The organism is Shinella sp. 1A1, from assembly GCF_055379515.1.
Genome location: NZ_AP039671.1, coordinates 1,323,100 through 1,346,075, shown reverse-complemented (window position 1 = coordinate 1,346,075; position 22,976 = coordinate 1,323,100). Strand labels below are relative to the sequence as shown.

At 65.5% G+C, this 22,976-nt stretch carries 21 protein-coding genes; 3 read left to right on the top strand and 18 right to left on the bottom strand.

Annotation, left to right across the window (positions count from 1 at the left end; translation table 11 throughout):
• Positions 1-22: 22 nt before the first annotated feature.
• The 4 genes from ACZ48C_RS06805 to yajC all read right to left on the bottom strand — a co-directional run bounded on the left by ACZ48C_RS06805 (position 23) and on the right by yajC (position 4,214).
• Positions 23-877 carry a phytoene/squalene synthase family protein gene (locus ACZ48C_RS06805; RefSeq protein ID WP_464782550.1) on the bottom strand — a complete coding sequence of 285 codons (855 nt, stop codon included), beginning with the start codon at positions 875-877 and terminating at the stop codon, positions 23-25.
• Positions 878-897: 20 nt separating this feature from the next.
• On the bottom strand, positions 898-1,284 hold the full coding sequence (locus ACZ48C_RS06800; protein WP_464782549.1) for an Mth938-like domain-containing protein: 387 nt from the start codon (positions 1,282-1,284) through the stop codon (positions 898-900).
• The gene (gene secD, locus ACZ48C_RS06795; RefSeq protein ID WP_464782548.1) at positions 1,277-3,784 is read right to left on the bottom strand and encodes a protein translocase subunit SecD; all 2,508 of its coding nucleotides are present in this window, start codon (positions 3,782-3,784) and stop codon (positions 1,277-1,279) included. The genes ACZ48C_RS06800 and secD overlap by 8 nt, the downstream gene beginning before the upstream one ends.
• Positions 3,785-3,875: 91 nt before the next feature.
• Entirely contained in the window at positions 3,876-4,214 is a 339-nt protein-coding gene (gene yajC / locus ACZ48C_RS06790; RefSeq protein ID WP_119258357.1) for a preprotein translocase subunit YajC, read from the bottom strand.
• 219 nt (positions 4,215-4,433) lie between these two features.
• Between yajC and ACZ48C_RS06785 the strand changes: the two genes are divergently transcribed.
• Positions 4,434-5,267: an ATP-binding protein gene (locus ACZ48C_RS06785; RefSeq protein ID WP_413251142.1), complete on the top strand. Its 834-nt coding sequence runs from the start codon at positions 4,434-4,436 to the stop codon at positions 5,265-5,267.
• A 63-nt stretch (positions 5,268-5,330) separates the two neighbouring features.
• Here ACZ48C_RS06785 and ACZ48C_RS06780 read toward each other — a convergent pair whose 3' ends face one another.
• The 14 genes from ACZ48C_RS06780 to ACZ48C_RS06715 form a co-directional block, all read right to left on the bottom strand.
• On the bottom strand, positions 5,331-6,890 hold the full coding sequence (locus tag ACZ48C_RS06780) for a peptidoglycan DD-metalloendopeptidase family protein (protein WP_464782547.1): 1,560 nt from the start codon (positions 6,888-6,890) through the stop codon (positions 5,331-5,333).
• A gap of 152 nt (positions 6,891-7,042) precedes the next feature.
• Entirely contained in the window at positions 7,043-7,669 is a 627-nt protein-coding gene (locus ACZ48C_RS06775; protein WP_464782546.1) for a biotin biosynthesis protein BioC, read from the bottom strand.
• 260 nt (positions 7,670-7,929) lie between these two features.
• The gene (locus ACZ48C_RS06770) at positions 7,930-8,586 is read right to left on the bottom strand and encodes a protein-L-isoaspartate(D-aspartate) O-methyltransferase (RefSeq protein ID WP_119258361.1); all 657 of its coding nucleotides are present in this window, start codon (positions 8,584-8,586) and stop codon (positions 7,930-7,932) included.
• On the bottom strand, positions 8,583-9,353 hold the full coding sequence (gene surE / locus ACZ48C_RS06765) for a 5'/3'-nucleotidase SurE (RefSeq protein ID WP_318911709.1): 771 nt from the start codon (positions 9,351-9,353) through the stop codon (positions 8,583-8,585). Before surE ends, ACZ48C_RS06770 begins: the two co-directional genes overlap by 4 nt.
• A gap of 13 nt (positions 9,354-9,366) precedes the next feature.
• Positions 9,367-10,650, bottom strand: a complete 1,284-nt coding sequence (gene serS / locus ACZ48C_RS06760) for a serine--tRNA ligase (RefSeq protein ID WP_464782545.1) — start codon at positions 10,648-10,650, stop codon at positions 9,367-9,369.
• 78 nt (positions 10,651-10,728) lie between these two features.
• The gene (gene tatC / locus ACZ48C_RS06755) at positions 10,729-11,559 is read right to left on the bottom strand and encodes a twin-arginine translocase subunit TatC (RefSeq protein ID WP_119258364.1); all 831 of its coding nucleotides are present in this window, start codon (positions 11,557-11,559) and stop codon (positions 10,729-10,731) included.
• Positions 11,556-12,188 carry a Sec-independent protein translocase protein TatB gene (tatB, locus tag ACZ48C_RS06750; protein WP_464782544.1) on the bottom strand — a complete coding sequence of 211 codons (633 nt, stop codon included), beginning with the start codon at positions 12,186-12,188 and terminating at the stop codon, positions 11,556-11,558. Before tatB ends, tatC begins: the two co-directional genes overlap by 4 nt.
• A 50-nt stretch (positions 12,189-12,238) precedes the next feature.
• Positions 12,239-12,436 carry a twin-arginine translocase TatA/TatE family subunit gene (locus ACZ48C_RS06745; protein ID WP_119258366.1) on the bottom strand — a complete coding sequence of 66 codons (198 nt, stop codon included), beginning with the start codon at positions 12,434-12,436 and terminating at the stop codon, positions 12,239-12,241.
• A gap of 152 nt (positions 12,437-12,588) precedes the next feature.
• On the bottom strand, positions 12,589-13,320 hold the full coding sequence (scpB, locus tag ACZ48C_RS06740; RefSeq protein WP_119258367.1) for an SMC-Scp complex subunit ScpB: 732 nt from the start codon (positions 13,318-13,320) through the stop codon (positions 12,589-12,591).
• Positions 13,295-14,113, bottom strand: coding sequence for a segregation and condensation protein A (locus ACZ48C_RS06735; protein ID WP_464782543.1), 819 nt, complete (start codon positions 14,111-14,113; stop codon positions 13,295-13,297). The genes scpB and ACZ48C_RS06735 overlap by 26 nt, the downstream gene beginning before the upstream one ends.
• Positions 14,114-14,205: 92 nt before the next feature.
• Positions 14,206-15,225: a beta-N-acetylhexosaminidase gene (nagZ, locus tag ACZ48C_RS06730; RefSeq protein WP_424547475.1), complete on the bottom strand. Its 1,020-nt coding sequence runs from the start codon at positions 15,223-15,225 to the stop codon at positions 14,206-14,208.
• Between the two features lie 103 nt (positions 15,226-15,328).
• A complete protein-coding gene (locus tag ACZ48C_RS06725) occupies positions 15,329-18,406 on the bottom strand; it encodes an SPOR domain-containing protein (RefSeq protein WP_464782542.1) in 3,078 nt (1,025 codons plus the stop codon).
• 129 nt (positions 18,407-18,535) lie between these two features.
• Complete coding sequence (gene argS / locus ACZ48C_RS06720; RefSeq protein WP_464782541.1) at positions 18,536-20,296, bottom strand: arginine--tRNA ligase; 1,761 nt, start codon at positions 20,294-20,296, stop codon at positions 18,536-18,538.
• A gap of 69 nt (positions 20,297-20,365) precedes the next feature.
• Positions 20,366-21,586, bottom strand: a complete 1,221-nt coding sequence (locus tag ACZ48C_RS06715) for a deoxyguanosinetriphosphate triphosphohydrolase (RefSeq protein WP_119258371.1) — start codon at positions 21,584-21,586, stop codon at positions 20,366-20,368.
• Positions 21,587-21,805: 219 nt separating this feature from the next.
• Between ACZ48C_RS06715 and erpA the strand changes: the two genes are divergently transcribed.
• Both erpA and xth read left to right on the top strand, forming a co-directional pair.
• A complete protein-coding gene (gene erpA, locus ACZ48C_RS06710; protein ID WP_119258372.1) occupies positions 21,806-22,138 on the top strand; it encodes an iron-sulfur cluster insertion protein ErpA in 333 nt (110 codons plus the stop codon).
• Positions 22,139-22,165: 27 nt separating this feature from the next.
• Complete coding sequence (gene xth, locus ACZ48C_RS06705) at positions 22,166-22,957, top strand: exodeoxyribonuclease III (RefSeq protein WP_464782781.1); 792 nt, start codon at positions 22,166-22,168, stop codon at positions 22,955-22,957.
• Positions 22,958-22,976: the final 19 nt, after the last annotated feature.

The window sequence follows — 22,976 nt, the reverse complement described above, 5'->3', positions numbered from 1 at the left end:
TTTTGCGTCCGTCAGGCACCGTTCAGAACGGCCCGCGGCGCAGGGCCCGCCACATCCACCATTGCCGGCGCCACTGGGGCGGCTGGAGGGAACGGTCGAGCGCTGCGGCGCCTGCCTTTTCCGCCGCCGCCAGTATAGGCGAAACGAGCGCGACCGGCAAAAAGGCCGGGCGATTGGCGGGCGACACGCCGTTTGCCGCCCGCGCCTCGGCGAGGTGGTCGCGGCCAAGGCCGACGAAGGCTTCCACCGCGCGGCCGGCGGCGGCCTTGTCGCTGCCGGCCAGAAGAGCCTCCGGCGTCAGGCCGGTCGCGGCCAGGAGATCGGCCGGCAGATAGACCTGCCCGCGCCGGCGATGGATCGGCAGCATGAGCAGAATGCCGGCGATCGTTTGCGCCACGCCGGCATGGCCGGCCGCTTCCGCCGATTTCGGCGCGTTCTGCGGATCGAGGATAAGGCTTGCGAGCTGGATCAGCGCTGATGCGGTCTCGCCGGCATAGCCTTCCAGCGAGGCGCGGCTTTCCATCGGGTCGTTGTAGAGATCGAAGATGCGCGCCTCGATCATGTCCGTCAGCACGGCGACCGGCAGGCTGTGTTCCTTGACGCAGGCCACCAGCGCCGCGGCGAGCGGATTGGCCATGGCGTCGCCCTCGGCCCCGCCTTCCAGGAGATCGCGCCACCATTGCAGGCGGATTTCGCCGGGCAGCGCCTCGCGCACCACGTCGCGCACGCGCGCGATCTCGGCGTTGAAGGCATAGAGCGCGGCAAGGCTTCCGCGCTTTTCCGGCGGAGCCAGCAGGCAGGCGAGATAGCGGTCGCGATCGGTGTCGCGAAGCGCCGCCAGGCAATGGGCATAATCGTCTTGTCTCTTGTCGGTCACGTCCGCAAACCGCCTTCGGCTCACACGGCGATGAGCGCGGCGGCAACCGCCCGGCTCTCGGCCAGCATGACGTTGAACGTGCGCACGGCCGCGCCGGTGCTCATCGGGTCGGAGCTGATCCGGCGCTCGCGCAGCGCCGCCTTGATTTCCTGCGAAAGCGGGCGGATTTCCTTGCCGGTGCCGACGAGCAGCACCTCGATCTCGCCCGCCTCGTCCAGCACGCGCTCGAGATCGGCCAGCGTCAGCGGCGTCTCTTCGGTCTTGTCCCAGCCGTGAATGCCCGAGGGCAGGCAGAGGATGGAGCCGCGATGCGACATGTCGGCAAAGCGGAAGCCGCCATTGCCATATGCGTCGATCGGCGCACGCCCGGGGAAATGCGCCTCCCGGATTTCGATGCCCTTAGCCATTGGCTCCCGTCGCTTCCGTGACCGGTCCGGCGCCCCCCTTGCCGGGGCGATAGCGCTCCGGGCGGAGACGGAACAGAATGAGGATCGGTCCGGCAATGTAGATAGAGGAAATGGTGCCGATTGCCACCCCGAAGAGCAGCGTCAGCGCGAAAGTGCGTATCGCCTCGCCGCCGAAGAAGGCGAGTGCGGCAAGCGCGATCAGCGTCGTCGCGGAGGTCAGCACCGTCCGCGACAGCGTGCGGTTGATCGCATCGTCGATGATGAGCGGCAGCGGCATGCGCTTGAAGTGCCGGAGGTTCTCGCGAATCCGGTCGTAGACGACCATCGTGTCGTTCAGCGAATAGCCGGCGACCGTCAGGAGCGCGGCCACGGCGCTGATGTTGAACTCGATATCGGCGACCGCCAGGAAGCCGAGCGTGAAGAACACGTCATGCGCCAGCGCGATCACCGCGCCGATGGCGAAGTGCCACTCGAAGCGGATCCAGATATAGGCGACGAGCGCCACGAGCCCCGCCACGAAGCCGAGCGTCGCGGTGTCGATCAGTTCGCCGGAAATCGCCGGCCCCACCACCTCGACACGGCGGAAGTCGTAGTCGTCCTCAAGCTCGCCGCGGGCGACCAGGACCGAAGTCTGCTCGGCATTCTCGCCCTCGCCCTGCGATGTCAGGCGCACGAGCGCGCGGCGGGGATCGAGGGGCGTGTCGACGCTCTGCACCGCAACGCCCGCGTCGGTGAGCCGGGCGGAGATGTCGAACGTATCGGCCGGGCCGGACTTCGCCTGGATTTCGACGGCCGCGCCGCCGGTGAAATCGATGCCGAGGCGCAGTTCGTCCATGATCAGCAGGCCGGCAATGATCAGCGAGACCGCTCCCGTTCCCAGGAAGATCACGTTGCGCACGGCCATGAAGCGCAGGTTGAGTCGGTCGAAGAGACCGCTGCGCACGCCCTTGGGCAGATGCGTCGGATGGCTGCGGCCGAGCCAGGCTCGCACCAGCCCATAGGTCAGCGTGAAGGTCGTGAAGAGCGTCGCCAGCAGCCCGACGCCGACGGCGAGCGCGAAGGCCCGGACGGGAGCCGCCGACAGCACGAAGAGCACCGCGACGGCGATCAGCATGGTAGCAGACGCGTCGAGGACCGTCGTGCGGGCGCGGCCGAAGCCGACGGTGACCGCATCGCGCAGCGAGCGGCCGCGCGTGCTCTCCTCGCGGATACGCTCGAAGATCAGCACGCTCGCATCGACCGCGAGGCCGACGGTCAGCACGATGCCGGCGATCATGGAGAGCGAGATGGGAGCCCCGACCAGCGCGAGGACCGCGAAGGTCACGAGGACGTTGAAGAACAGCGACAGCGAGGCGATGACACCGAGCACGCCGTAGAAGAACGTCATGAAGGCGACGACGGCGGCAACGGCAACGGCAAGCGCGAGCGCCACGGTGCCAAGGGACGTCGTACCGAGCGCGGGCTCGATCGAGCGTTCCTCCAGGATGGTCAACTGGGCGGGCAGCGGGCCGCTCGCCACGATGCGCGCGATATTGGCCGCTCCTTCGGCATCGAAGTCGCCGGAAAGCCGCCCGACGCCATCGTTGATGGCGCCTTGAATCTGCGAGGTGGAGATCACCTGGCCGTCGAGCAGGATGGCGATGGTGCGCCCGCTGTTGTCGCGGGTGAAGGCGGCAAGGCGATCCGCCGCATCGGCCTTCAGGACAAACTCGACGAAGGGCTCGCCATTGGCGGCGGGCTGCGCGGATGCGACGTCTACCGCCGTGAAGAGATCATCCCGCTTCAGAAGATAGCCGACCGGCGGCTCGCCGGTGGAATAGAGCACTTCGGAACCGGCCGGCGGGCCGTTCTCGATGGCGTCGTTGACCGGCATGCTGTCGTCAACGATGCGGGCGGAAAGCCGGCCAACCGTCGCCAGCATGTCCTTCACGCGCTGCGGATCGGTCAGCCCCGGCATCGAGACGACGATGCGACCGCGCTCGCCGCGCGTGACGAGAAGCGACGGAATGTGAAGGCTTTCGACCCGCCGGCGCACGGCATCGACCGCGCCGAGCGAGGCAGCGGCGACCGCGTCGTCGATGACGGAGACGGACTGCGTAATACGGAAATGGCCGGCTTCCGGCTCGCTGAGCGTGCCGAGATCGAGGCCTGTCAGGGTCTGGCGCGCAGCATCCACGCGGTCCGGCGCCGTCACGGTCACGTCGATCGCGTCGTCCGCGCCGTTGAGATCGCCATAGGGGATGCCGGCTGCGCGAAGCCCGTTGCCGACCGTCTCGATGGCGGTGCGCAGGCGCTCGGCGGCGATATCCTCGCGGGAAACGTCGAGCACCAGGCGGGAGCCGCCGGTGAGATCGAGGCCCGGCGTCAGGCGGTGGGCCGTGAGCCAGCCGGGAAGCCCGGCCGCCATGCGTGCCGGCAACACACTGGGGAGGATGACAAGAAGGCTCGCCACGAGGACGAGCCAGAGCAGTAAGGTCTTCCAGCGGGCGGATTGCTGCATCGCGATCTCGACTAAGGTCCGGCGGCAGTGCCGGCTGAAAACCAGTCGGGCCGCAAGGCCGAGGTTATCCCCGGCCGCGCGGCAGGCCAAGTCATTCCTTGACGGGTTCGCCCTTGACGCGAACTTCGCTGATGCCGCTGCGCACGACACGCAGGCGCACGCCTTCGGCGACTTCGACTTCAAGCTCGCTGTCGTCGACGACCTTGGTGACCTTGCCGACGATGCCGCCGCCGGTGACGACCTGGTCGCCGCGGCGGATGTTCTTCAGGAGCTCTTCGCGACGCTTCATGGATGCGCGCTGCGGACGGATGATGAGGAAATACATCACCACGAAGATCAGCAGGAACGGCAGGATCGACATGAGGATGTCTGCACCGCCCCCTGCCGCGCCGGGTGCCGCCGTCTGGGCGAAGGCCTCGGTAATGAACATCAGCTACTCCTTGAAATCTTGATTTTGCGCGGCCGGAGGGGCCATTTCGGTTGCCGGAATATAGGCAAGCGGGCATTGAATGCAACACACGAGACCGGGAAGCTCTCGGTTTTCAAGCACTTTCCCCCTTTTCGCGCCCCGCCGGCGCATGCTACCCGGCAATGAACCATCAGGAGAGAGACATTGCAGGAAGATCACGTCAAGCTGCTGCTGGCCGAAATGGGCCGCATCAACGCCGCACTGGAACGCCTCGCCGGCCCCGCCCCGGTCGTCAACGACTGGAATGCCGCCGACGTCTTCGTCTGGGCGCCCGCCCGCCTTCACGCGCAGCCGGTCAAGCGGCCGAACCGCATCGACATCGATCTCATCCGCGGCGTCGACCATGTGCGCGACATCCTGGTGGACAACACGGTGCGCTTCGCGCGCGGCCTGCCGGCCAACAACGTGCTGCTCTGGGGCGCGCGCGGCATGGGCAAGTCGTCGCTGGTGAAATCCGTGCATGCGCTTGCCGCGCAGGAAACGGGCAGCGGCCTGAAGCTGATCGAGGTGCACCGCGAGGACATCGCCACGCTGCCGACGCTGCTCGAGGTGCTGAAGGAAACGCCCTTCCCCGTCATCATCTTCTGCGACGACCTGTCGTTCGACCATGACGACACGTCCTACAAGTCGCTGAAGGCGGCGCTCGACGGCGGCGTGGAAGGCCGGCCGGACAATGTTCTGCTCTATGCGACCTCGAACCGGCGGCACCTCCTGCCCCGCAACATGATCGAGAACGAGCAGTCGACCGCGATCAATCCCTCCGAGGCCGTGGAGGAGAAAGTCTCGCTCTCCGACCGATTCGGCCTGTGGCTCGGCTTCTACAAGTGCAGCCAGGCCGAATATATCGAGATGATCGACGGCTATGCCGGCCATTTCGAGCTCGACCTGCCGAAGGAGCAGCTCCACGCCGAGGCGCTCGAATGGGCGACCACGCGCGGCTCGCGCTCCGGCCGTGTCGCCTGGCAATATGTCCAGGACGTCGCCGGCCGCCTCGGCAAGTCGCTCACCAAGTAGGCCGGAAACAGGAAAGGCCCGGCAAGCCGGGCCTTTGCATCCTTTTTTGTGATCCGGAACGGACTATTCCAGGAAGGTCATCGGGTTGACCGGGGTGGCGTTCTTGCGCACCTCGAAATGAACCTTCGGTCGGGTGGCGTTGCCGCTCATGCCGGAGGTGGCGACCGTCTGGCCGCGCTGGATCTTCTGGCCGCGCTGAACGTTCAGGTCGCCGGCATGGCCGTAGACCGTGACCGTGCCGTCGTCGTGGCGCACGAGGACCGCGTTGCCGAGTTCCTTCAGGCTGCTGCCGGCATAGATGACCACGCCGTTTTCGGCGGCCTTGATGGGCGTGCCTTCCGGAACGGAGATGTCGATGCCATCATTGCGGTTGCCGTCAACATTGGCGCCGTAGCCGGCGATGACCGCGCCGCGCACCGGCCAGCGATACTTGCCGATGCCGGTCGATTCGGGCGCGGCATCCGTCACGTCGGACTTCTCCGTCGCCTCGGTGACCGAAACCGTCTTCACCGGCGCCTTGTAGGCTTCCGGCTTCTTCTCGGCCGCCTCGATCTTCTTGGCGACCGGAACCGATGCGGTCACGGTCTTGTCCGTCACGGTTTCCGCGGCAGCACCGCCGGCCGGAATGACCAGCTTCTGGCCGATGCGGATGGAGGCCGTCTGCATGCCGTTCGCCTTCTTCAGCGCCTCGACGGAGACGCCGTTGCTGCGCGCGATCTTGGCGAGCGAATCGCCCGGCTGGACCTCGTAGCCGCCCTTGCCGTTGCCCTCAGTGGCATCGGCGCGGTTGGAATTGGTCTGGCCGCTTTCCGACTTCACCTTGTCACGGGTGGTGGTGCCCGGCAGGATCGCGACATTCTCGCCGTTCTTGCGCTCGGGCGACGGCAGCCTGTTGTCGACCTTGAGCGTGCTGTCGGTCGAAGCCTTGGCAACGCTTGCCGTCGTGTTGAAGGTCGGGATGACGATCCGCTGGCCGGGCTCGGCATCGGAGGCGCGCTTCAGGCCGTTGGCGGCGAGGATTTCCTTTTCCGGCACGCCGTAGCGGTTGGCGAGCGTCTTCACGCTCTCGCCCTGGCGCAGCATGACGACCGGCGCATTGTTCGTCGACCAGTTGCTCTTACCCTTCGTCGTCGCCGTGGTGAGCGTATCGACGGGCTTTGCCTTGGCGCGCGGCAGGTCCTGGCCGAGCGAGGCCTGACGTTCGGCCGAACGGCCGGCGGTCGGATCGCTCAGCTCGCCGCGCTGCACGCTCATCGGCGTCGTGGCGTAACGCGTGCCGGAGCCGCTGGTCGTGGCCGTATTGATCGGATCGTAGGAGATGTTGCCCTGGTCGGGGAACGGCTGGTTCAGCGCCTCGCCCCGCGAGCCCATCTGGCCGCCGGAGGCATATTGCTGGCCGCCGTTGCCGATATCGCCGCGCGGAACGGGATTATCGCCACCGCCGCCGAACAGCGTGCGACGCGGAACCGAACTCGTGGTCATGTTATCCTGACCGGAGCTGGAGAAGAGGCCGCCGAAGCGGCTTGCGTCCGAGCTGCACCCGGTCGCGACGCTTGCCAGCAGGGCCGCCGCCATCAGGCGGGTCGCGGTCCTACCAAAACTCGGCGATACACTCTTACGCATGAGACTAACCCAATCGGTACGCTACTTTGATGTAGACCGATTAAAGCGCGTTAGAGTTACTGCCCGGTTAAAGCCGGAGCAGTCGCAACGGGTTTTTGGTGAATTGATAACCATGGTGCCGGCGCACCATGGCAAAAGCGCGGTCGTTCCGTTCAGAAACCGGTCGCGTACATGCTGTCGGCGCGCGAGATGCGGCCGACGATGCGCGCGGCATTCTCGAAGTCGCCCTGGCTCGGATGGAAGATCGACGCGATGGGCGTCGCGCGGCGGATATCGGGTTCGGCCCCCTCCCCGACATTCTTCAGCGCGGCATCGGGCGCGGTCATGTCGAGCGCGCTCTCGTTATAGGCGATGGCGCGCAGGGCCGAGACCGCGGGCTCGCGGGTGCCGGCATAGCGGGGGCTTCGCTGGTCCTGCGACGGCATGCTGTCGAAATATTCGATATAGGCGCGGTAATAGGCCTTGCGGTCGCCCTCGTCGAGGAAATGGCCATAGGCGGCGTATTCGCGCTTTTCGAGGTCCGTCGTGTCGAGATTGTCGCGCTCGGCCTCGGTAAGGGCGGGCTGACTGTAAGTCGCCTCTTCCTTGGCGACGCTCAGCACCAGCAGCGCATCGACCGACAGGCCGACATGGGCGGACGGGTCGTAGCTGCCGCCCGCAAGCTGCGCGGTGGAGGCGGCCTCGGCATTCTCCTCGACGGCATTCCCGGCAGCCTTCGTCGCAAGATATGCGAGGCTGTCGCCGGTCGAGCCGCTGGCGATCCTGTTCGAGACGTACATTTCCCTCTCCATTGGAACGGCCGAACCAACTGGGAAACCGGCGTTCTGCGTGGAACCTTCTGCTTCGTTTCCGGGCTACGCCCCGAAGCTTGCGCGAGGCTTGCGTTTATTAACGAAAGGTTAACGCACTGAATTTTCGGCGGGATTCCCGACAGCGCAGACGCGCCATGGCGCGCTCCCGCCGGAATTTCGGCGAAAACGGCGCGGGACTCAGCGGGCAAAGGTCTGCCGGGCTCGGATAATGGGCTGGAAAACGGGGCTTAGAGCGCCTGCGCCATCTGCGGAACGATGGGCAGATAGGGCACCGCGAAGAGGTCCTCACGGTCGAAGCGGCTGCCGGTCTTGACCAGCTTGAGCATGCGGCACTCGGTATCGCTGACCATGACGGGCGCGATCAGCATGCCGCCCGAGACGAGCTGTTCGGCGAAGAAGCGCGGCAGGGCGGGAAAGGCGGCGGTGACGAGGATGCGGTCGAAGGTGCCCTCGCCCGGCATGCCGTTGCTGCCGTCGGCCTGGCGCACGATGACGTTGCGCACGCCGGCCTTTTCGATGGACTGCTGTGCATTGGTGACAAGCGTGCGGTAACGGTCGATGGTCAGTACGCGTTCCGTCAGGCGCCCCATCACAGCGGCGGTGAAGCCGCTGCCGGTGCCGAGTTCCAGCACGCGCTGGCCGGCCTTGAGGTTCAGGAGATGGAGCAGGCGGACCGCAAGGTCGATGCCTTCGATGAAGGAGCCGCAATCGAGCGGCAGGAGGCGGCTCGAATAGGCCTCGCCCGCGAATTGCGGCGGCACGAAAAGCGTGCGCGGCGTCTGTTCGACGGCCGTCAGGAGGTCGAGATTATTGATGCCCTCACCGCGCAGACGCAGGGCCAGCGCGGCAAAACCCTCCTTCTCGATCACCCGCCCCGTGTTCAATCGTCGCCCTTTCCGCCGAGCGCGCGCTTCACGCGATCCAGCACGGTATAGTCCGTGAGGTCGAGTTTCAGCGGCGTCACCGAGATCTTGTGGTTCTTCAGCGCATGAATGTCCGTGCCGGCACGGAAATCGCCCTTCCGTTCGCCGAAGCGCAGCCAGTAATAGGGAAAGCCCCGGCCGTCGGCACGCTCGTCGATCGTCAGGCCGAAATCGAGCTTGCCCTGGCTGGTCACCTCGACGCCCTGCAGCTCCTTGGGGGCGCAGTTGGGGAAGTTGAGGTTGAAGAAGGTCCAGTCCGGCAGCTCCACATCCATAAGCTGGCGGATGAGGTTGGGCGCGAAGCTTTCCGCCACTTCCCACGGCACGACGCGGCCGCCGGCATGGTTATAGGCCTGGCTCAGCGCCATGGACTTGATGCCCTGCAACGTGCCCTCGATGGCGCCGGCGATGGTGCCGGAATAGGTGACGTCGTCGGCCATGTTGGCGCCGGCATTGACGCCGGACAGCACGAGGTCGGGCTTCTCGTCGAGCACTTCGCGCACGCCCATGATGACGCAGTCCGTCGGCGTGCCGCGCAGCGCGTAGCGCTTGTCGTCGATCTTGCGCAGGCGCAGCGGCTCGGAGAGCGTCAGCGAATGGGCAAGGCCGCTCTGGTCGGTCTCGGGCGCGACGACCCAGACGTCGTCCGTCAGCTCGCGTGCGATGCGCTCGAGGACCGCAAGGCCCTCGGCATGGATACCGTCGTCATTGGTCAGAAGGATGCGCATTCCGTCTCCCGCCTCAGGCGGCCTTCTCGATCTTCCTGAGACCGCCCATATAGGGCAGCAGGGCCTCCGGCACAGTCACCGAGCCGTCGGCATTGAGGTAATTTTCCACCACCGCGATCAGCGCGCGGCCGACCGCCGTGCCCGAGCCGTTCAGCGTATGGACGAAGCGCGTCGCCTTCTCGTCCTTGCCGCGGTAGCGGGCATTCATGCGGCGCGCCTGGAAATCGCCGCAGACCGAGCAGGACGAGATTTCGCGGAACGTGTCCTGCCCCGGCAGCCAGACTTCGAGGTCATAGGTCTTGCGGGCACCGAAGCCCATGTCGCCGGTGCACAGCGTCATGACGCGGTAATGCAGGCCGAGGCGCTTCAGCACCTCTTCGGCGCAGGCCGTCATGCGCTCCAGCTCGTCGATCGAGCTGTCCGCATCGGTGATCGAGACCATCTCGCACTTCATGAACTGGTGCTGGCGCAGCATGCCGCGCGTGTCGCGGCCGGCCGAGCCCGCTTCCGAGCGGAAGCACGGCGTCAGCGCGGTGAAGCGCAGCGGCAGCTTTTCCTGGTCGAGGATTTCCTCGCGCACGAGATTGGTGAGCGAGACTTCCGCGGTCGGGATCAGCCAGCGGCCGTCCGTGGTGCGGAAGAGATCTTCGGAGAATTTCGGAAGCTGGCCGGTGCCGAACATGGCGTCGTCGCGCACGAGGAGCGGCGCGTGAACTTCCGTATAGCCGTGCTCCTGCGTGTGCATGTCGATCATGAACTGGCCGAGCGCCCGTTCGAGGCGCGCGAGCTGGCCCTTGAGCACGGTGAAGCGCGAGCCGGCGATGCGGGCGGCCGCCTCGAAATCCATCCAGCCGAGCGCTTCGCCGATCTCGTAATGTTCGAGGGGCTTGTGGCTCCAGCCGGGCTTGTCGCCCCAGCGGCGCGTCTCGGCATTGTCCTTCTCGTCGCTGCCGACCGGCACATCGTCGAGCGGGATGTTGGGAATGCGCGCGAGCGCATCGTTGAGCTCGGCGGTGACCTGGCGCTCTTCCTCCTCGGCGGTGGGAAGCTGGTCCTTGATGGCAGAGACTTCCGCCTTCAGCTTTTCGGCAAGCTCGGCGTTCTTGCTCGCCATCGCCGCGCCGATCTCCTTGGAGGCGGCGTTGCGGCGCGACTGCATGTCCTGCGCCGTCTGGATGACGCTGCGGCGCTTCTCGTCGAGGTCGATCAGCGTTCTGGCAAGGGGGCTCGCGCCGCGCTTCGCCAGGGCGGCATCGAGAGCGTCGGCGTTGTCGCGGATCCATTTGATATCAAGCATCGTCGTTCCAGGCTTTTTCCGTGGATGAAACCCGACGGCGCCCGGCAGCGACCCTGCGGCAACGCCGCAGGCGAGACCTCAATCGGCCTCGCCCGGTGTTGCAGCGACCTCGTTTTCCGCATTCTGCGCTTCCGAGGCGCGCGCCCGCTGCCGTTCGATGAGTCGGGCCGTGTAGATGGAAATCTCGTAGAGAAGGATGGCCGGCAGCGCAAGACCGATCTGGGAAACCGGATCGGGCGGCGTCAGCACCGCGGCCACGATGAAGGCGATGACGATCGCGTATTTGCGCTTGCTGACCAGCGCCTGCGTATCGATGAAGCCCGCGCGCACTAGGAGCGACGAGATGACCGGCAGCTGGAAGACGAGGCCGAAGGCGAAGATCAGCGACATGATCAGGCCGAGATATTCGGAAACCTTCGGAAGGAGCTGGATCGAGACCTGCCCCTCGCCGCCGCCCTGCTCCATGGCAAGGAAGAACCACATGACCATGGGCGTGAAGAAGAAATAGACGAGCGCCGCGCCGATGAGGAAGAGGATGGGCGAAGCGATCAGGAACGGCAGGAAGGCCGCGCGCTCGTTCTTGTAGAGGCCGGGCGCGACGAACTTGTAGATCTGCTGGGCGATCACCGGAAAGGCGATGACCAGCGCGCCGAACATGGCGACCTTGATCTGCGTGAAGAAGAATTCCTGCGGCGCCGTGTAGATCAGCTCGACATTGCGATGGGTCAGCCCCGCCCATTCCACCGCCCATTTGAAGGGCAGGACGAGCAGGTTGAAGAGCTGCTTGGCGAAATAGAAGCAGACGAGGAAGGCGATGAAGAACGCGCCGACCGCCCAGAGCAGGCGGCGGCGAAGCTCGATCAGATGCTCGATGAGCGGCTGGGGCTTGTCGTCGATGTCGCCGCTCATGCGTCGCCCTTCTTGGTCTTCGTCGTCTTCGGCTTGGCAGCTGCTTTCCGCGTGGCCGGAGCCTTGGCGGTCGCGGCCTTGCTGGCAGCCTTGGCAGCGGGCTTCACCTCGCCTTCGGCCTTGGCCGGCGCCTTGCGCGGCCTGGCCGTCTTAACGGCCGCCTCGGCGGGCTTCTTCTTTGCCGTCCTGGCGGTCGGGCCCGTCTTCAGCGGGGCTGCCGCGACCGGCTCGGCGGAGGCGGGCTTGCCCGCCTCCGACGGGACGGCGGCCGGCGTATCGGAGATGCTTGCGGCCGGGCTGGACGCCGGTGTCGACGTCGAGGAGGAGTTCACCGTCTTCTGGAGATCGGACTTGATCTCGTTGCCCATCTGCCGCAGCGGGTTGACCGCGTCGCGGATGGAGTTCAACGGATTCAGCTTCTGCGCCTCGCCGATCGTCTTCCTGACATCGTCGAGATCGGCCTCGCGCAGGGCCTCGTCGAACTGCTGGCGGAAATCGCTCGCCATGCCGCGCATCTTGGACACCATGCGGCCGAACGTCCGCAGCATCTGCGGCAGGTCCTTCGGACCCACCACGATGATCAGAACGATGGCGATGACGAGTATCTCGGTCCAGCCGACATCAAGCATAGGATATTGTCCTTAGAAGCCGCAGACCGTCATCCGCAGCCGAATAGCGGTCACTTGGCTTCGTCAGCCTTGTGCTCGACCGTCTTCGACTGGTCGGCGCTGTCCTTTTCGTCGTCGGACATGCCCTGCTTGAAATTCTTGATACCCTTGGCGACGTCGCCCATGAGTTCCGGAATCTTGCCGCGGCCGAACAGCAGCAGCACAACCACCAGAACGATCAGCCAATGCCAGATGCTGAAAGAACCCATTCCCGTAACTCCCTTAGAAACCTGAACCCCGATTTAAGACGTTCAGCCGTCTTTTTCAAATACCAGTATGTCGCGCTGGTTAGCCGAAACCGTGACGTGGCGCAATCCGGCGGCATTTCTTTCCTGCACGCGGATCCTCGCCCTCGCCTCGCCTATTCCTCTTCCTTCCCGCCCGGCGCGAGGAGACCGAGCTCCTCGAGGTCGAGCTGGGTGATCGGGTCCTCGTCCTCCGCCAACTCGTCCTCGCCAAGTGGCAGCGGCACCTGGAAATTCGACGGAATGCGGCCGGAAAGCAGGCCCGCGCCCTTCAATTCCTCCAATCCCGGCAGGTCACGCAGCTCTTCCAGGCCGAAATGATCGAGAAAATCCCGCGTCGTGCCGAAGGTCACCGGGCGGCCCGGAGAGCGGCGGCGGCCGCGAAAACGCACCCAGCCGGCTTCCATCAGAACGTCGAGCGTGCCCTTGGAGGTCTGCACGCCGCGAATATCCTCGATCTCGGCGCGCGTCACCGGCTGGTGATAGGCGATGATCGACAGCACTTCGAGCGCGGCACGCGACAATTTGCGCACCTCCGTCTCGTCGGTGCGGATGACGAAAGACAAATCCGGCGCGGTGCGGAAGGCCCAGGCATCGTCCACCGCCACGAGATTGACGCCGCGCCCGGCATAGAGCGCCTTCAGTTCGCGCATGACATGCAGCACATCCACGCCGCCCGGCAGCCGGTCGGCGATATAGGCCTCCGGCACGGGGCTCGAGGACGCGAAGACCAGCGCCTCGGCGATCCTCGCCGCCTCGTGCAGCCGGCGCGGATCGACGATCGTGCCGCCCTCGGCCTCCGGCGATGCGCCGTTCTCCTCTTCACTCACGCCCGGGGCCTCCTTCATCGTCCTCGGTTTCGCCGGCTTTCGGGCCGCGGCGAAGATAGACCGGCTGGAACACGCCGTCCTGGCGAAGCTCCAGGCGCCCTTCCCTCACCAGCTCCAGCGTCGCGGCGAAGGCGCTGGCAATGGCGGTGGTGCGCTCGGCCGGATCGGTCAGGTAGCGCAGCATGAAATGATCGAGCGCCGTCCAGTCGTCATCGAAACCGCCGATCAGCACCGACAGTATCTCGCGCGCATCGGAGAGCGACCAGACGGCGCGCTTTTCGATGGTGACCTGAGTGATGGCGTGGCGCTGGCGCAGCGACGCATAGGCATTGAGCAGATCGTAGAGCGTCGCCTCGAAGGCCGAGCGCCGGCCGGTCGGGATATGCTCCGGCATGCCGCGGGCGAAGACGTCGCGGCCGAGGCGATTGCGGTTGATGAGCCGGGTCGCGGCATCGCGCATGGCTTCGAGGCGCTTGAGGCGGAAGGCAAGGCTTGCCGCCATCTCCTCGCCCGAGGGCCCTTCGTCCTTCGCCTGCCTGGGAATAAGCAGGCGGGACTTCAGGTAGGCCAGCCATGCAGCCATGACGAGATAGTCGGCGGCAAGCTCGATGCGGATCCTGCGCGCCTTGTCGATGAAGACGAGATATTGCTCGGCCAGCGCCAGCACGGAAATGCGGGTGAGGTCCACCTTCTGCGTGCGGGCGAGATGGAGCAGGAGGTCGAGCGGGCCTTCGAAGCCGGCGAGATCGACGACGAGGCTTTCCTCCGAAAGCCCCCGCCCCCCGGCGTCGTCCTGCCAAAGGTCGTCCATCGGCGCATCCGCGCCGCGACCTTTCCTCGGCGGCTTCGACCCCGTTGCCTGCACGCTGCCTCCCGTGGGCCTCCCGTGGCCCGCCGCGGTCGTCAGGCGACCGCGATCATGGCGTTGAATTCCTCGCGCAGCGCCTGTTCGTCCGCCCCGTCGGGCATCGGGAAGCCTGCGCGTACCGCATTCGCCCGCCGCAGGCTGTCACCGGCAAGGGCGGGAACGTTTTCGGTCACCGCAACCATTTCGTCCATGATGCCATGGCAATGCAACACCATGTCGAGGCCGGCGGCGATGATTCCCCTGCTTCTTTCGGCAATATCGCCGCGAAGGGCGTTCATCGAGACGTCATCGGACATCAGGAGGCCGTCGAAGCCGATATGGCCGCGGATGATCTCCTCCACCACCTTTGCCGAAGTGGTCGCCGGATTGTCGCCATCGATGGCGGTGAAGACGATATGGGCCGACATCGCCATCAGCTCGTCCTTCATGCGCTGGAAGGGCACGAAGTCACAGGCCTCCAGCTCCTTGCGGCCCGCATGGACGACCGGCAGGTCGTGGTGCGAATCGACCATGGTGCGGCCGTGGCCCGGCATGTGCTTCATGATCGGCAGCAGGCCGCCGGCCTTGAGGCCTTCCGCCGCCGCCTTGCCCATCGCCGAGACGATCTCCGGCTCCTGCCCGTAGGCGCGGTTGCCGATGACGTCGTGCACGCCCGGCACGGCGACGTCGAGCACCGGCAGGCAATCGACATTGATGCCGAGGCGCAGAAGATCGAAGGCATGCAGACGCGACATCAGCCAGGCGGCGCGCAGGCCCCGCGCCTCGTCCGCCCGGTAGATGGCGCCGAGTGCGGCGGCATTCGGATATTGCTGGACATGCGGCGGCTTGATGCGCTGGACGCGCCCGCCCTCCTGGTCGATGAGCACCGGGATGTCGGCTCCGCCGCCGATGCTCTCGCGCATCTCGGCCGTCAGGTCCGCCACCTGCGCCGGCTCGCCGATATTGCGGCCGAAGAGGATGAAGCCCCAGGGGCGCTCGTTGCGGAAGAAGGCCTTTTCGTCGGCGGTGAGGCTCAGGCCCTTGCAGCCCGAAATGAAGGATTTCGATTCGCTCATGTCCGCAATCTTGGAATTTTCGAGGAGGAGACAGGCGTCGGCCGCCCGCGGGAATCGAAGGGGCGCGAACCATGTCCGCGCCCCTTCAGGATATCAGCCCGCCTCAGCGGGTGACGAGGCAGCTGCCGCCCGCGCTCTTGTAGCGGCTGCAGAGGGCGTTCGCGTCTTCACGCGAGCCGGCCGGAATGCGGAGGCGGTAGAAGGTACCCTTGTTGGGGATTTCCGCCTTCTTGATATCCATGCCGCGACCGCCGATGACGCTGCCGAATTTCGAGGACAGCGACTTGTAGGTCTTCTGTGCCTCGGCCTCGGAGGGAAGCGAAGCGATCTGGATGACGTAGCTGCCGGGTGCGACCTGGGTCTGTTCGACGGCCTGCTGGGTCTGCGTCGCCGAAGCGGTCTGCGTACCGGAGACGTTGCCGTTCTCGGTGACGGTGCCGACGACATTGACCGGCTGATCGACCGGGCGCGTTTCGGGGAGCGGCGTGTTGCCGGCCGTCGCGTTCGTGTCCGTCGCGCCGACCGTGGTCGTCTTGACCGTGCGCACCGGCGCCGTGTCGTCGACCTGTGCATTGGCGACTTCGGCAAGCGCCGAGCGCGGCTTGGAGTCGGATGCGGCCTGCTCGGCGCGCAGCGAGGCGTCTCCGTCGAGCGTCGCGTTGGCCGATGCGGAAGCCTCGCCCGAAGCGCCGCCGGTGGTGGCCGTCGCCTTGGCGTCGAGGTCCGTGTCGGCGACCGTATCCTCGCGGGCGACGAGCGTGCCGTCCGGCTTGACGATCATGGTCTTGACCTTGCGCGGCGAGACGAGCGGCTTGTTGCCGGTCTCGGCGTTCGCCGTTTCCGGCTCGTCGACGCCCGGCAGCAGGCGGTTCTCATCATCGGCCGCCGCCGTATCGGTGCCGTCCTCCGGGCCGTCCATCGGCAGGGCTTCCGGCGTCAGCGTGCGCTGGACGACGTCGACCGGCTCTTCCGTCGAGGTGACGAGCTGTTCCTGCTGCGGCCGGCTCGTCGTATCGCCGGCAACGCGGTCGTAGACGGCCTTGTCCTGGTTGGGAACGGTCTTGCCGCCCCTTTCCTCGGGCACGACCTTGATCGGGTCCTTGTCGGCAAGGATGACGCGCGGCTCGCCCGAGCCGCCGACCGATCCGCCCGTGAGGGCCGACCAGGCGTAGACGGCGCCGCCGCCGACCAGAAGAAGGCCGGCGATGGAGGCGGCGATCAGCATGCCGCGGCGCGGACGGGCGGTCTCCTCGTCATAGCCGTCGCCGGAATAGAGCGCCGTCGCCTGGCCGGGATCGACCGGGATCGCCATACGCTCCGGCTGGTTGAGCGAGCGGCGGAAGTCTTCCTCCAGCGCGCGCTCGAAATCGTCGACGTCGTTGATCTGCGTCGCCGGCTGGGCCGTCGCGGCGGCGACGCTCGCCTTGTTCTCCTCGGCATGGGTCTTGGCCGGCTCGTTGAAGAGCTGCGCCATTTCCGCGTCGATGTCGAAATCGTAGTCCGGCTGGAAGACCGGCGGCTTTTCCTTCTCCACGACGGGAAGCTGCGGCACGTCGAGCTCGGTGACGGGGGAAACGCCCTCGTCGGTCTCGGCGATCATCGACGGATCGAAGGGCAGCGTGCCGTCGCTCAACTCGGCGGTCACCGGCTGCGGCTTGGTGAAGGTGGAGACGGGCACCGCGACGACGGGCTCGCGCCGGACGGGCGTCTCGACCGGTGCCGGCCTTGCAACCTCTACCTTCACTTCGGCGGGCTTGGCCACCGGCTTCACCGGCTCCTCGTCCAGCGAAAAATCGGAGATATCGAGATCGATATCCGAGAGGTCGAATTCCATGTTCTCGAAATCGAGTTCGGGCTCGGAGGCAACCGGCGTCGGGACGGCGGCCGGCTCACGGCGTGCCTCGAAGACGGGCGTCTCGACAGCCTGGACCGGGGCCTTCACAGGCTCGACGAAGGGGGTCGCCACCGTCTCGGCGACGGGATCGCGATGCACAGTCGGCGTGGCGCGGCCGAAAATGGCCGAAATATTCGCCGGCGTATTGCTGCGCGCGGCGGCAGCGGCGATAACGGCGGCGCCGGCCGCGGCCGTTTCCGCGGACAGCGGCGAGCGGGCTTCCGGCATGGGGAAACGCTCGATTTCGGCGAGCAGCGCGTCACCATCGTAATTGCCGGACGTCGCCACGGATTCCACCTGATAGGCGGGCGCCTGGAAAACCGGCTCGACGTCATCGACCTGCCATTGCGCCTCGGCCGCAGCCGCCGCGCGGGCGCGGTCCTCACGCGTCTCGAACGGCATTTCGGCGACGAAATGCGGCTCCTCGCCGGCATAGGCCGCCGGCTCGGCATGGAACGGCTCGGCCTGCTCGATCACGGGATCGACCGGCATCCGGCTGTCGAAGACGGGCTCGACATGGGTGGCGACCGGCAGGGGTTCGATGAAAGCGGTCTCCGGCTCGTACGGGGGCTCATCGGCAAAGCTGTCGCCGATCGACAGTTCCAGCTCACGCTCCAGATCGAGCCCGGCAGAGCCCTCGTCCGCCGTCAGCGGCTGCAGGCCGAGGAATTCCGGCTGGCGATCCTCGACAGGAGAGAATTCGGACAATTGCGGTTCGGCGGCCGGCTCATGATAGGCAGGTTCCTGGCGGGCCGGCTCTTCGAAGCGCGGCTCGAAGCGGTCGGCGAAGGCATGGGCGGTATGGGTCGTCGCCTCGGCCTCGACGGTCGGAACCTCGTGGACATAGGTCTCCAACTCATCGGCGAGAGACAGTGCCGGATCTTCGGCGAACTGCGGTTCCGGCTCGACGGGCTGCTCGACGGCAAGGGGCTCTTCCGCGAAGGAAGGCTCGACGGGTCTATCGAAGGCCGGTTCGCGATAATAGGGCTCACTGGCGGCAAAGTCCCGGCTCGGCACCTCGTCGATAAACGAGGCGCGGTCTTCCATGGCGGGGGCCGGCTCTTCGAACACGGGCTCGACATGGCGCACCACCGGCTGGGCGGCGGGGACCGGATCGGCGACGGGCGTCGGCGCGTCATATTGCTCGAAGGCGCGCAGAAGCTCGTCCTCAAGGGCGAGGACGGGATTTTCATGCCGCGGCGCCGCCTGGGCGGCGTCGGGGAAGGTTTTGCTGACACCCTGCACAGGATGCGGCTCGAAGTTGACGAGGCGGGCAAGCTCGCTCAACGGATCATCTTCTGCCAAGAGATCCGTGTCAGCGGTTCCGCTTCGCGCGAAGTTCTTGTCTGCCATACTGCTTCCCACTCACAAGCTACAAAGACGCGTTTGCCAGCTTATTGTGGGCAAATGGTGACGTTATCGCATTTCATCCGGTGCTGCGGTGCCTGTAATGGACAGGCCCGACTTAAGAACAGACGCGACAGCGTGCACCAGCCCAAGTCTGGCGATACTCAATTCTCTATTTTTATCGTTAACAAACCGTAATTCCGGCTGTTCCTTACCTTTGTTCCAGTGCGCATGGAACGCGCTGGCAAGATCATAGAGATAAAACGCGATGCGGTGGGGCTCCTGCGCAAGTGCTGCGCCTTCGACCACGCGGGGATATTCCGCCAGCTTGGCGAGAAGCTGCAACTCACTGGAATCCGAGATGTTTCCGGCGATCGCGCCGGCCAGATCGAGCGAGGCTATATCGAGACCCGGGAAAGCTTCGGCGGCCTGCCGGAACACCGACATGCAACGAGCATGGGCATACTGCACATAGAAGACCGGATTGTCCTTGGACTGCTCCGTCACCTTGGCGAAGTCGAAGTCGAGCGGCTCGCTGTTCTTGCGGTAGAGCATCATGAAGCGCACCGAATCGCGGCCGACTTCCTCGACCACGTCACGCAGCGTGACGAAATCGCCCGAACGCTTCGACATCTTCACCGGCTCGCCGTTACGGTAGAGCTTGACGAGCTGGCACAGCAGCACGGTCAGCTTGGCCTTACCTTCGGAGACGGCGCGAGCGACGGCCTCCAGACGCTTGACGTAGCCGCCATGGTCGGCGCCGAGCACATAGATCATCTCTTCGAAACCGCGATCGAACTTGTCCTTGAAGTAGGCAACGTCGGCGGCGAAGTAAGTATAGGAACCATCCGACTTGATCAGCGGGCGGTCGATATCGTCGCCAACTTCCGTCGAGCGGAAGAGCGTCTGCTCGCGGTCTTCCCAGTCTTCCGGAAGCTGCCCCTTCGGCGGCGGCAGCACGCCCTTGTAGACATGACCCTTGAAGGTGAGATCGTTGATGGCGGTGCGGATCGGCGCGCCGTTTCCGGCATGCAGCGAACGCTCCGAGAAGAAGACATCGTGATGCACGTTGAGGGCTGCGAGGTCCTCGCGGATCATCGCCATCATCATCGCGATGGTCTTTTCCTTGACGATCGGCATCCACTGATGCTCGGGCATGGCGCGCAGCGACGTACCGTGCTCGGCAGCCAGCGCCTCACCGACGGGAACCAGATAGTCGCCCGGATAGAGGCCCGACGGAATTTCGCCGATCGCCTCGCCCAGCGCCTCGCGGTACCGCAGGAAGGCCGAGCGCGCCAGCACGTCGATCTGCGAGCCGGCGTCGTTGATGTAATATTCCTTGGTGACGTCATAGCCGGCAAAGCCGAGCAGGTTGGCAAGCGCATCGCCCACCACCGCGCCACGGCAATGGCCGACATGCATCGGCCCCGTGGGATTGGCCGAGACATATTCGACATTGACCTTGCGGCCGGCGCCGAGCGAACCGCGGCCGTAATCCGTGCCGGCCGCGATCACGGCGGCAAGCAGCTTCTGCCAGTAGGGAACGGAAAGGCGGACGTTGATGAAGCCCGGGCCCGCCACGCTGACATCGGCGACCTCGGGATCGTTCTTCAGCTCGGCGACGATGAGGTCGGCGAGCGCCCGCGGATTGAGGCCGAGCGGCTTGGCAAGAACCATCGCCGCATTGGTCGCGACATCGCCATGGCTCTGGTCGCGCGGCGGTTCGACGCTGATTCGACCGAAATCGAGCTCGGATCGCTTTTCGCACACGATCTCGAGACCTTCGAGCACGGTTTTGATTCTGCTGTCGAAATCAGTAAAAAGGTTCATCTCGTCCATCCACGCGCAGCGGCGCCCTGCGGGGGCCAGGCCTGCGAAGAAGTTCAGGTGGGCGGGTGACTATCGCAATTCCGGGGTATGGTCAAACAGCCGCCGGTGCGTGTCTATCGCGTAATTGTCGGTCATTCCGGCGAGATAATCGCCGACATGACGGGCACGGGCCGATTCCGGCATGGTCGCGATACGGTCCACCCAATAATGCCCCTGCATGAGCTGCGGGTCGTCCATATAGGCGTGGTAGAGGTCCGTCAGGATCGAGGCGGCGTTGGCGCGCACGCGCATCACTTCCGGGTGGCGGTAGATGCGGGAGAACAGCAGTTTCTTGATCTGCCGGTCCGTCACCGCCATCTCCTCGGAGAAGGTCGCGAGGCAGCGATGGGCCTTGCGCACGTCGTCGGCGCTTTCAGGGCGCTCGTCGTGAATCGCCTGCTGGGCGTAGCCGATGACGTCCTCCACCATGGCGGTGATCTGGCGGCGCATGATCTCGTGGGTGAAGCGCGGTTCTTCCAGCCCCGGATAACGGTCGTGCACTTCCTTCATCAGCCGCGCGAGGAACGGCACCTCCTCCAGCATCTCGAATTCGAGATAGCCGGAGCGCAGACCGTCGTCGATATCATGGGTGTTGTAGGCGATGTCGTCGGCAATCGCCGCCACCTGCGCCTCCAGACTGGCGAAGCTCGAAAGCTCCAGATCGTGCACGGCGCAATATTCGAGGATCGGGCGCGGCACGTCGTCGCCATGCGTGCACTCCCCTGTCGGGCCGATCAGCGGGCCGTTGTGCTTGACGAGGCCTTCGAGGCTTTCCCAGGTGAGGTTGAGGCCGTCGAAATCGGCATAGCGGCGCTCCAGCTTGGTGACGATGCGCAGCGACTGGGCATTGTGGTCGAAACCGCCGAAGGGTTCCAGCACCTCGTGCAGCGCATCCTCGCCGGTATGGCCGAAGGGCGTGTGGCCGAAATCGTGCACCAGCGCGACGCCTTCGGCGAGGTCCTCGTCGAGCTTCAGGGCGCGGGCCAGCGCGCGGGCGATCTGCGCGACCTCGATCGTGTGGGTCAGCCGGGTGCGATAGTGGTCGCCGTCGGCGGCGATGAAGACCTGCGTCTTGTGCTTGAGGCGGCGAAAGGCGGTGGTGTGGACGATGCGGTCGCGGTCGCGCTGGAAATCCGAGCGCGTCGGGCTTTCCGGCTCGGGAAAGAGCCGCCCGCGGGTCGCCCAGGGGTCGGAAGCGTAGATGGCGCGCTGTCCCGCGCCGAAACCGAGCGCATATCTGTCAAACGTCATTCGTCACCTGCATTCACGCCGCCCATTGACGCGACCTCAATGCCTTCATACCTATAGTGTGCATAGCGGCAAGTCCGGCTGCAAGCTGCGCTTGAAAGACAAGTCTTTTCAGAGATTTGCTTCAGGCATCGTGTGACAGCAGGACCGTTCGGCATCCCATTTGCCGGCCGTGTGAGACAAGCGATTCTCTCCGGATCTTGACCCCGGCAGGAGGCAGACATGACCGACAAGCTCGTAACCCTATCCGACGCCGCGGCACGGCGCATCGCCTCGATCCTCGGCTCGTCGCCGGAAAAGCAGGCGCTGCGCGTTTCCGTCGAAGGCGGCGGCTGCTCCGGCTTTTCCTACAAGTTCGACCTTGTCGAGGACCAGCAGGATGACGACCTGGTGCTCGAAAAGGACGATGCGAAAGTGCTGATCGACCAGCTTTCCCTCGTCTACATGGACGGATCCGAGATCGACTTCGTCGACAACCTGCTCGGCCAGTCCTTCCAGATCAAGAACCCGAACGCCGTCGCAAGCTGCGGCTGCGGCACCAGTTTCTCGATCTAAACCAACCCAACAGGAACCCGCATGCCGATCAAGATTGCCACCTGGAACATCAACGGCGTGCGGGCACGCATCGACAACCTCCTCGCCTGGCTCAGGGAATCGGCCCCGGACATCGTCGCGCTGCAGGAAATCAAGACCGTCGACGAGAGCTTTCCGCGTAGCGAGATCGAAGCGCTCGGCTATCACGTCGAGACGCATGGCCAGAAGGGTTTCAACGGCGTCGCTCTCCTCTCGAAAATCCGCCCCGACGAGGTGAACCGCGGCCTTCCCGGCGGCGACGGCGACGAACAGGCGCGCTTCATCGAAGGCGTGTTCTCCGTCGAAGGCCGCGCGATCCGCGTCTGCTCGATCTACCTGCCGAACGGCAATCCGGCGGACGATCCGGTGAAATATCCCTACAAGCTCGCCTGGATGGACCGGCTCGTCGCCTTTGCCGAGAACCGGCTGGCGCTGGAGGAGCCGCTGGTGCTTGCCGGCGACTACAATGTCATTCCCGAGCCGCACGATTGCTGGGACGTCAAGGTCTGGGAGCGGGACGCCCTCTACCTGCCCGCAACCCGGCAGGCCTTCCGGCGGCTGGAAAACCTCGGCCTCACCGATGCGGTGCGCGCCACGTCCGACGGCGTGCCGCTCTATACGTTCTGGGATTACCAAGGCGGATGCTGGCCGAAGAATTTCGGCATCCGCATCGATCATCTCATGCTGTCGGCGGAAGCCTCGGACCGCCTCATCTCGACGGCCGTCGAAAAGCATGTGCGCAACTGGGAAAAGCCGTCCGACCACGTGCCGGTCGTGGCGCTGCTGGATTTTGCCGCCTAGCTTTTCGCGGCGAGGCGCG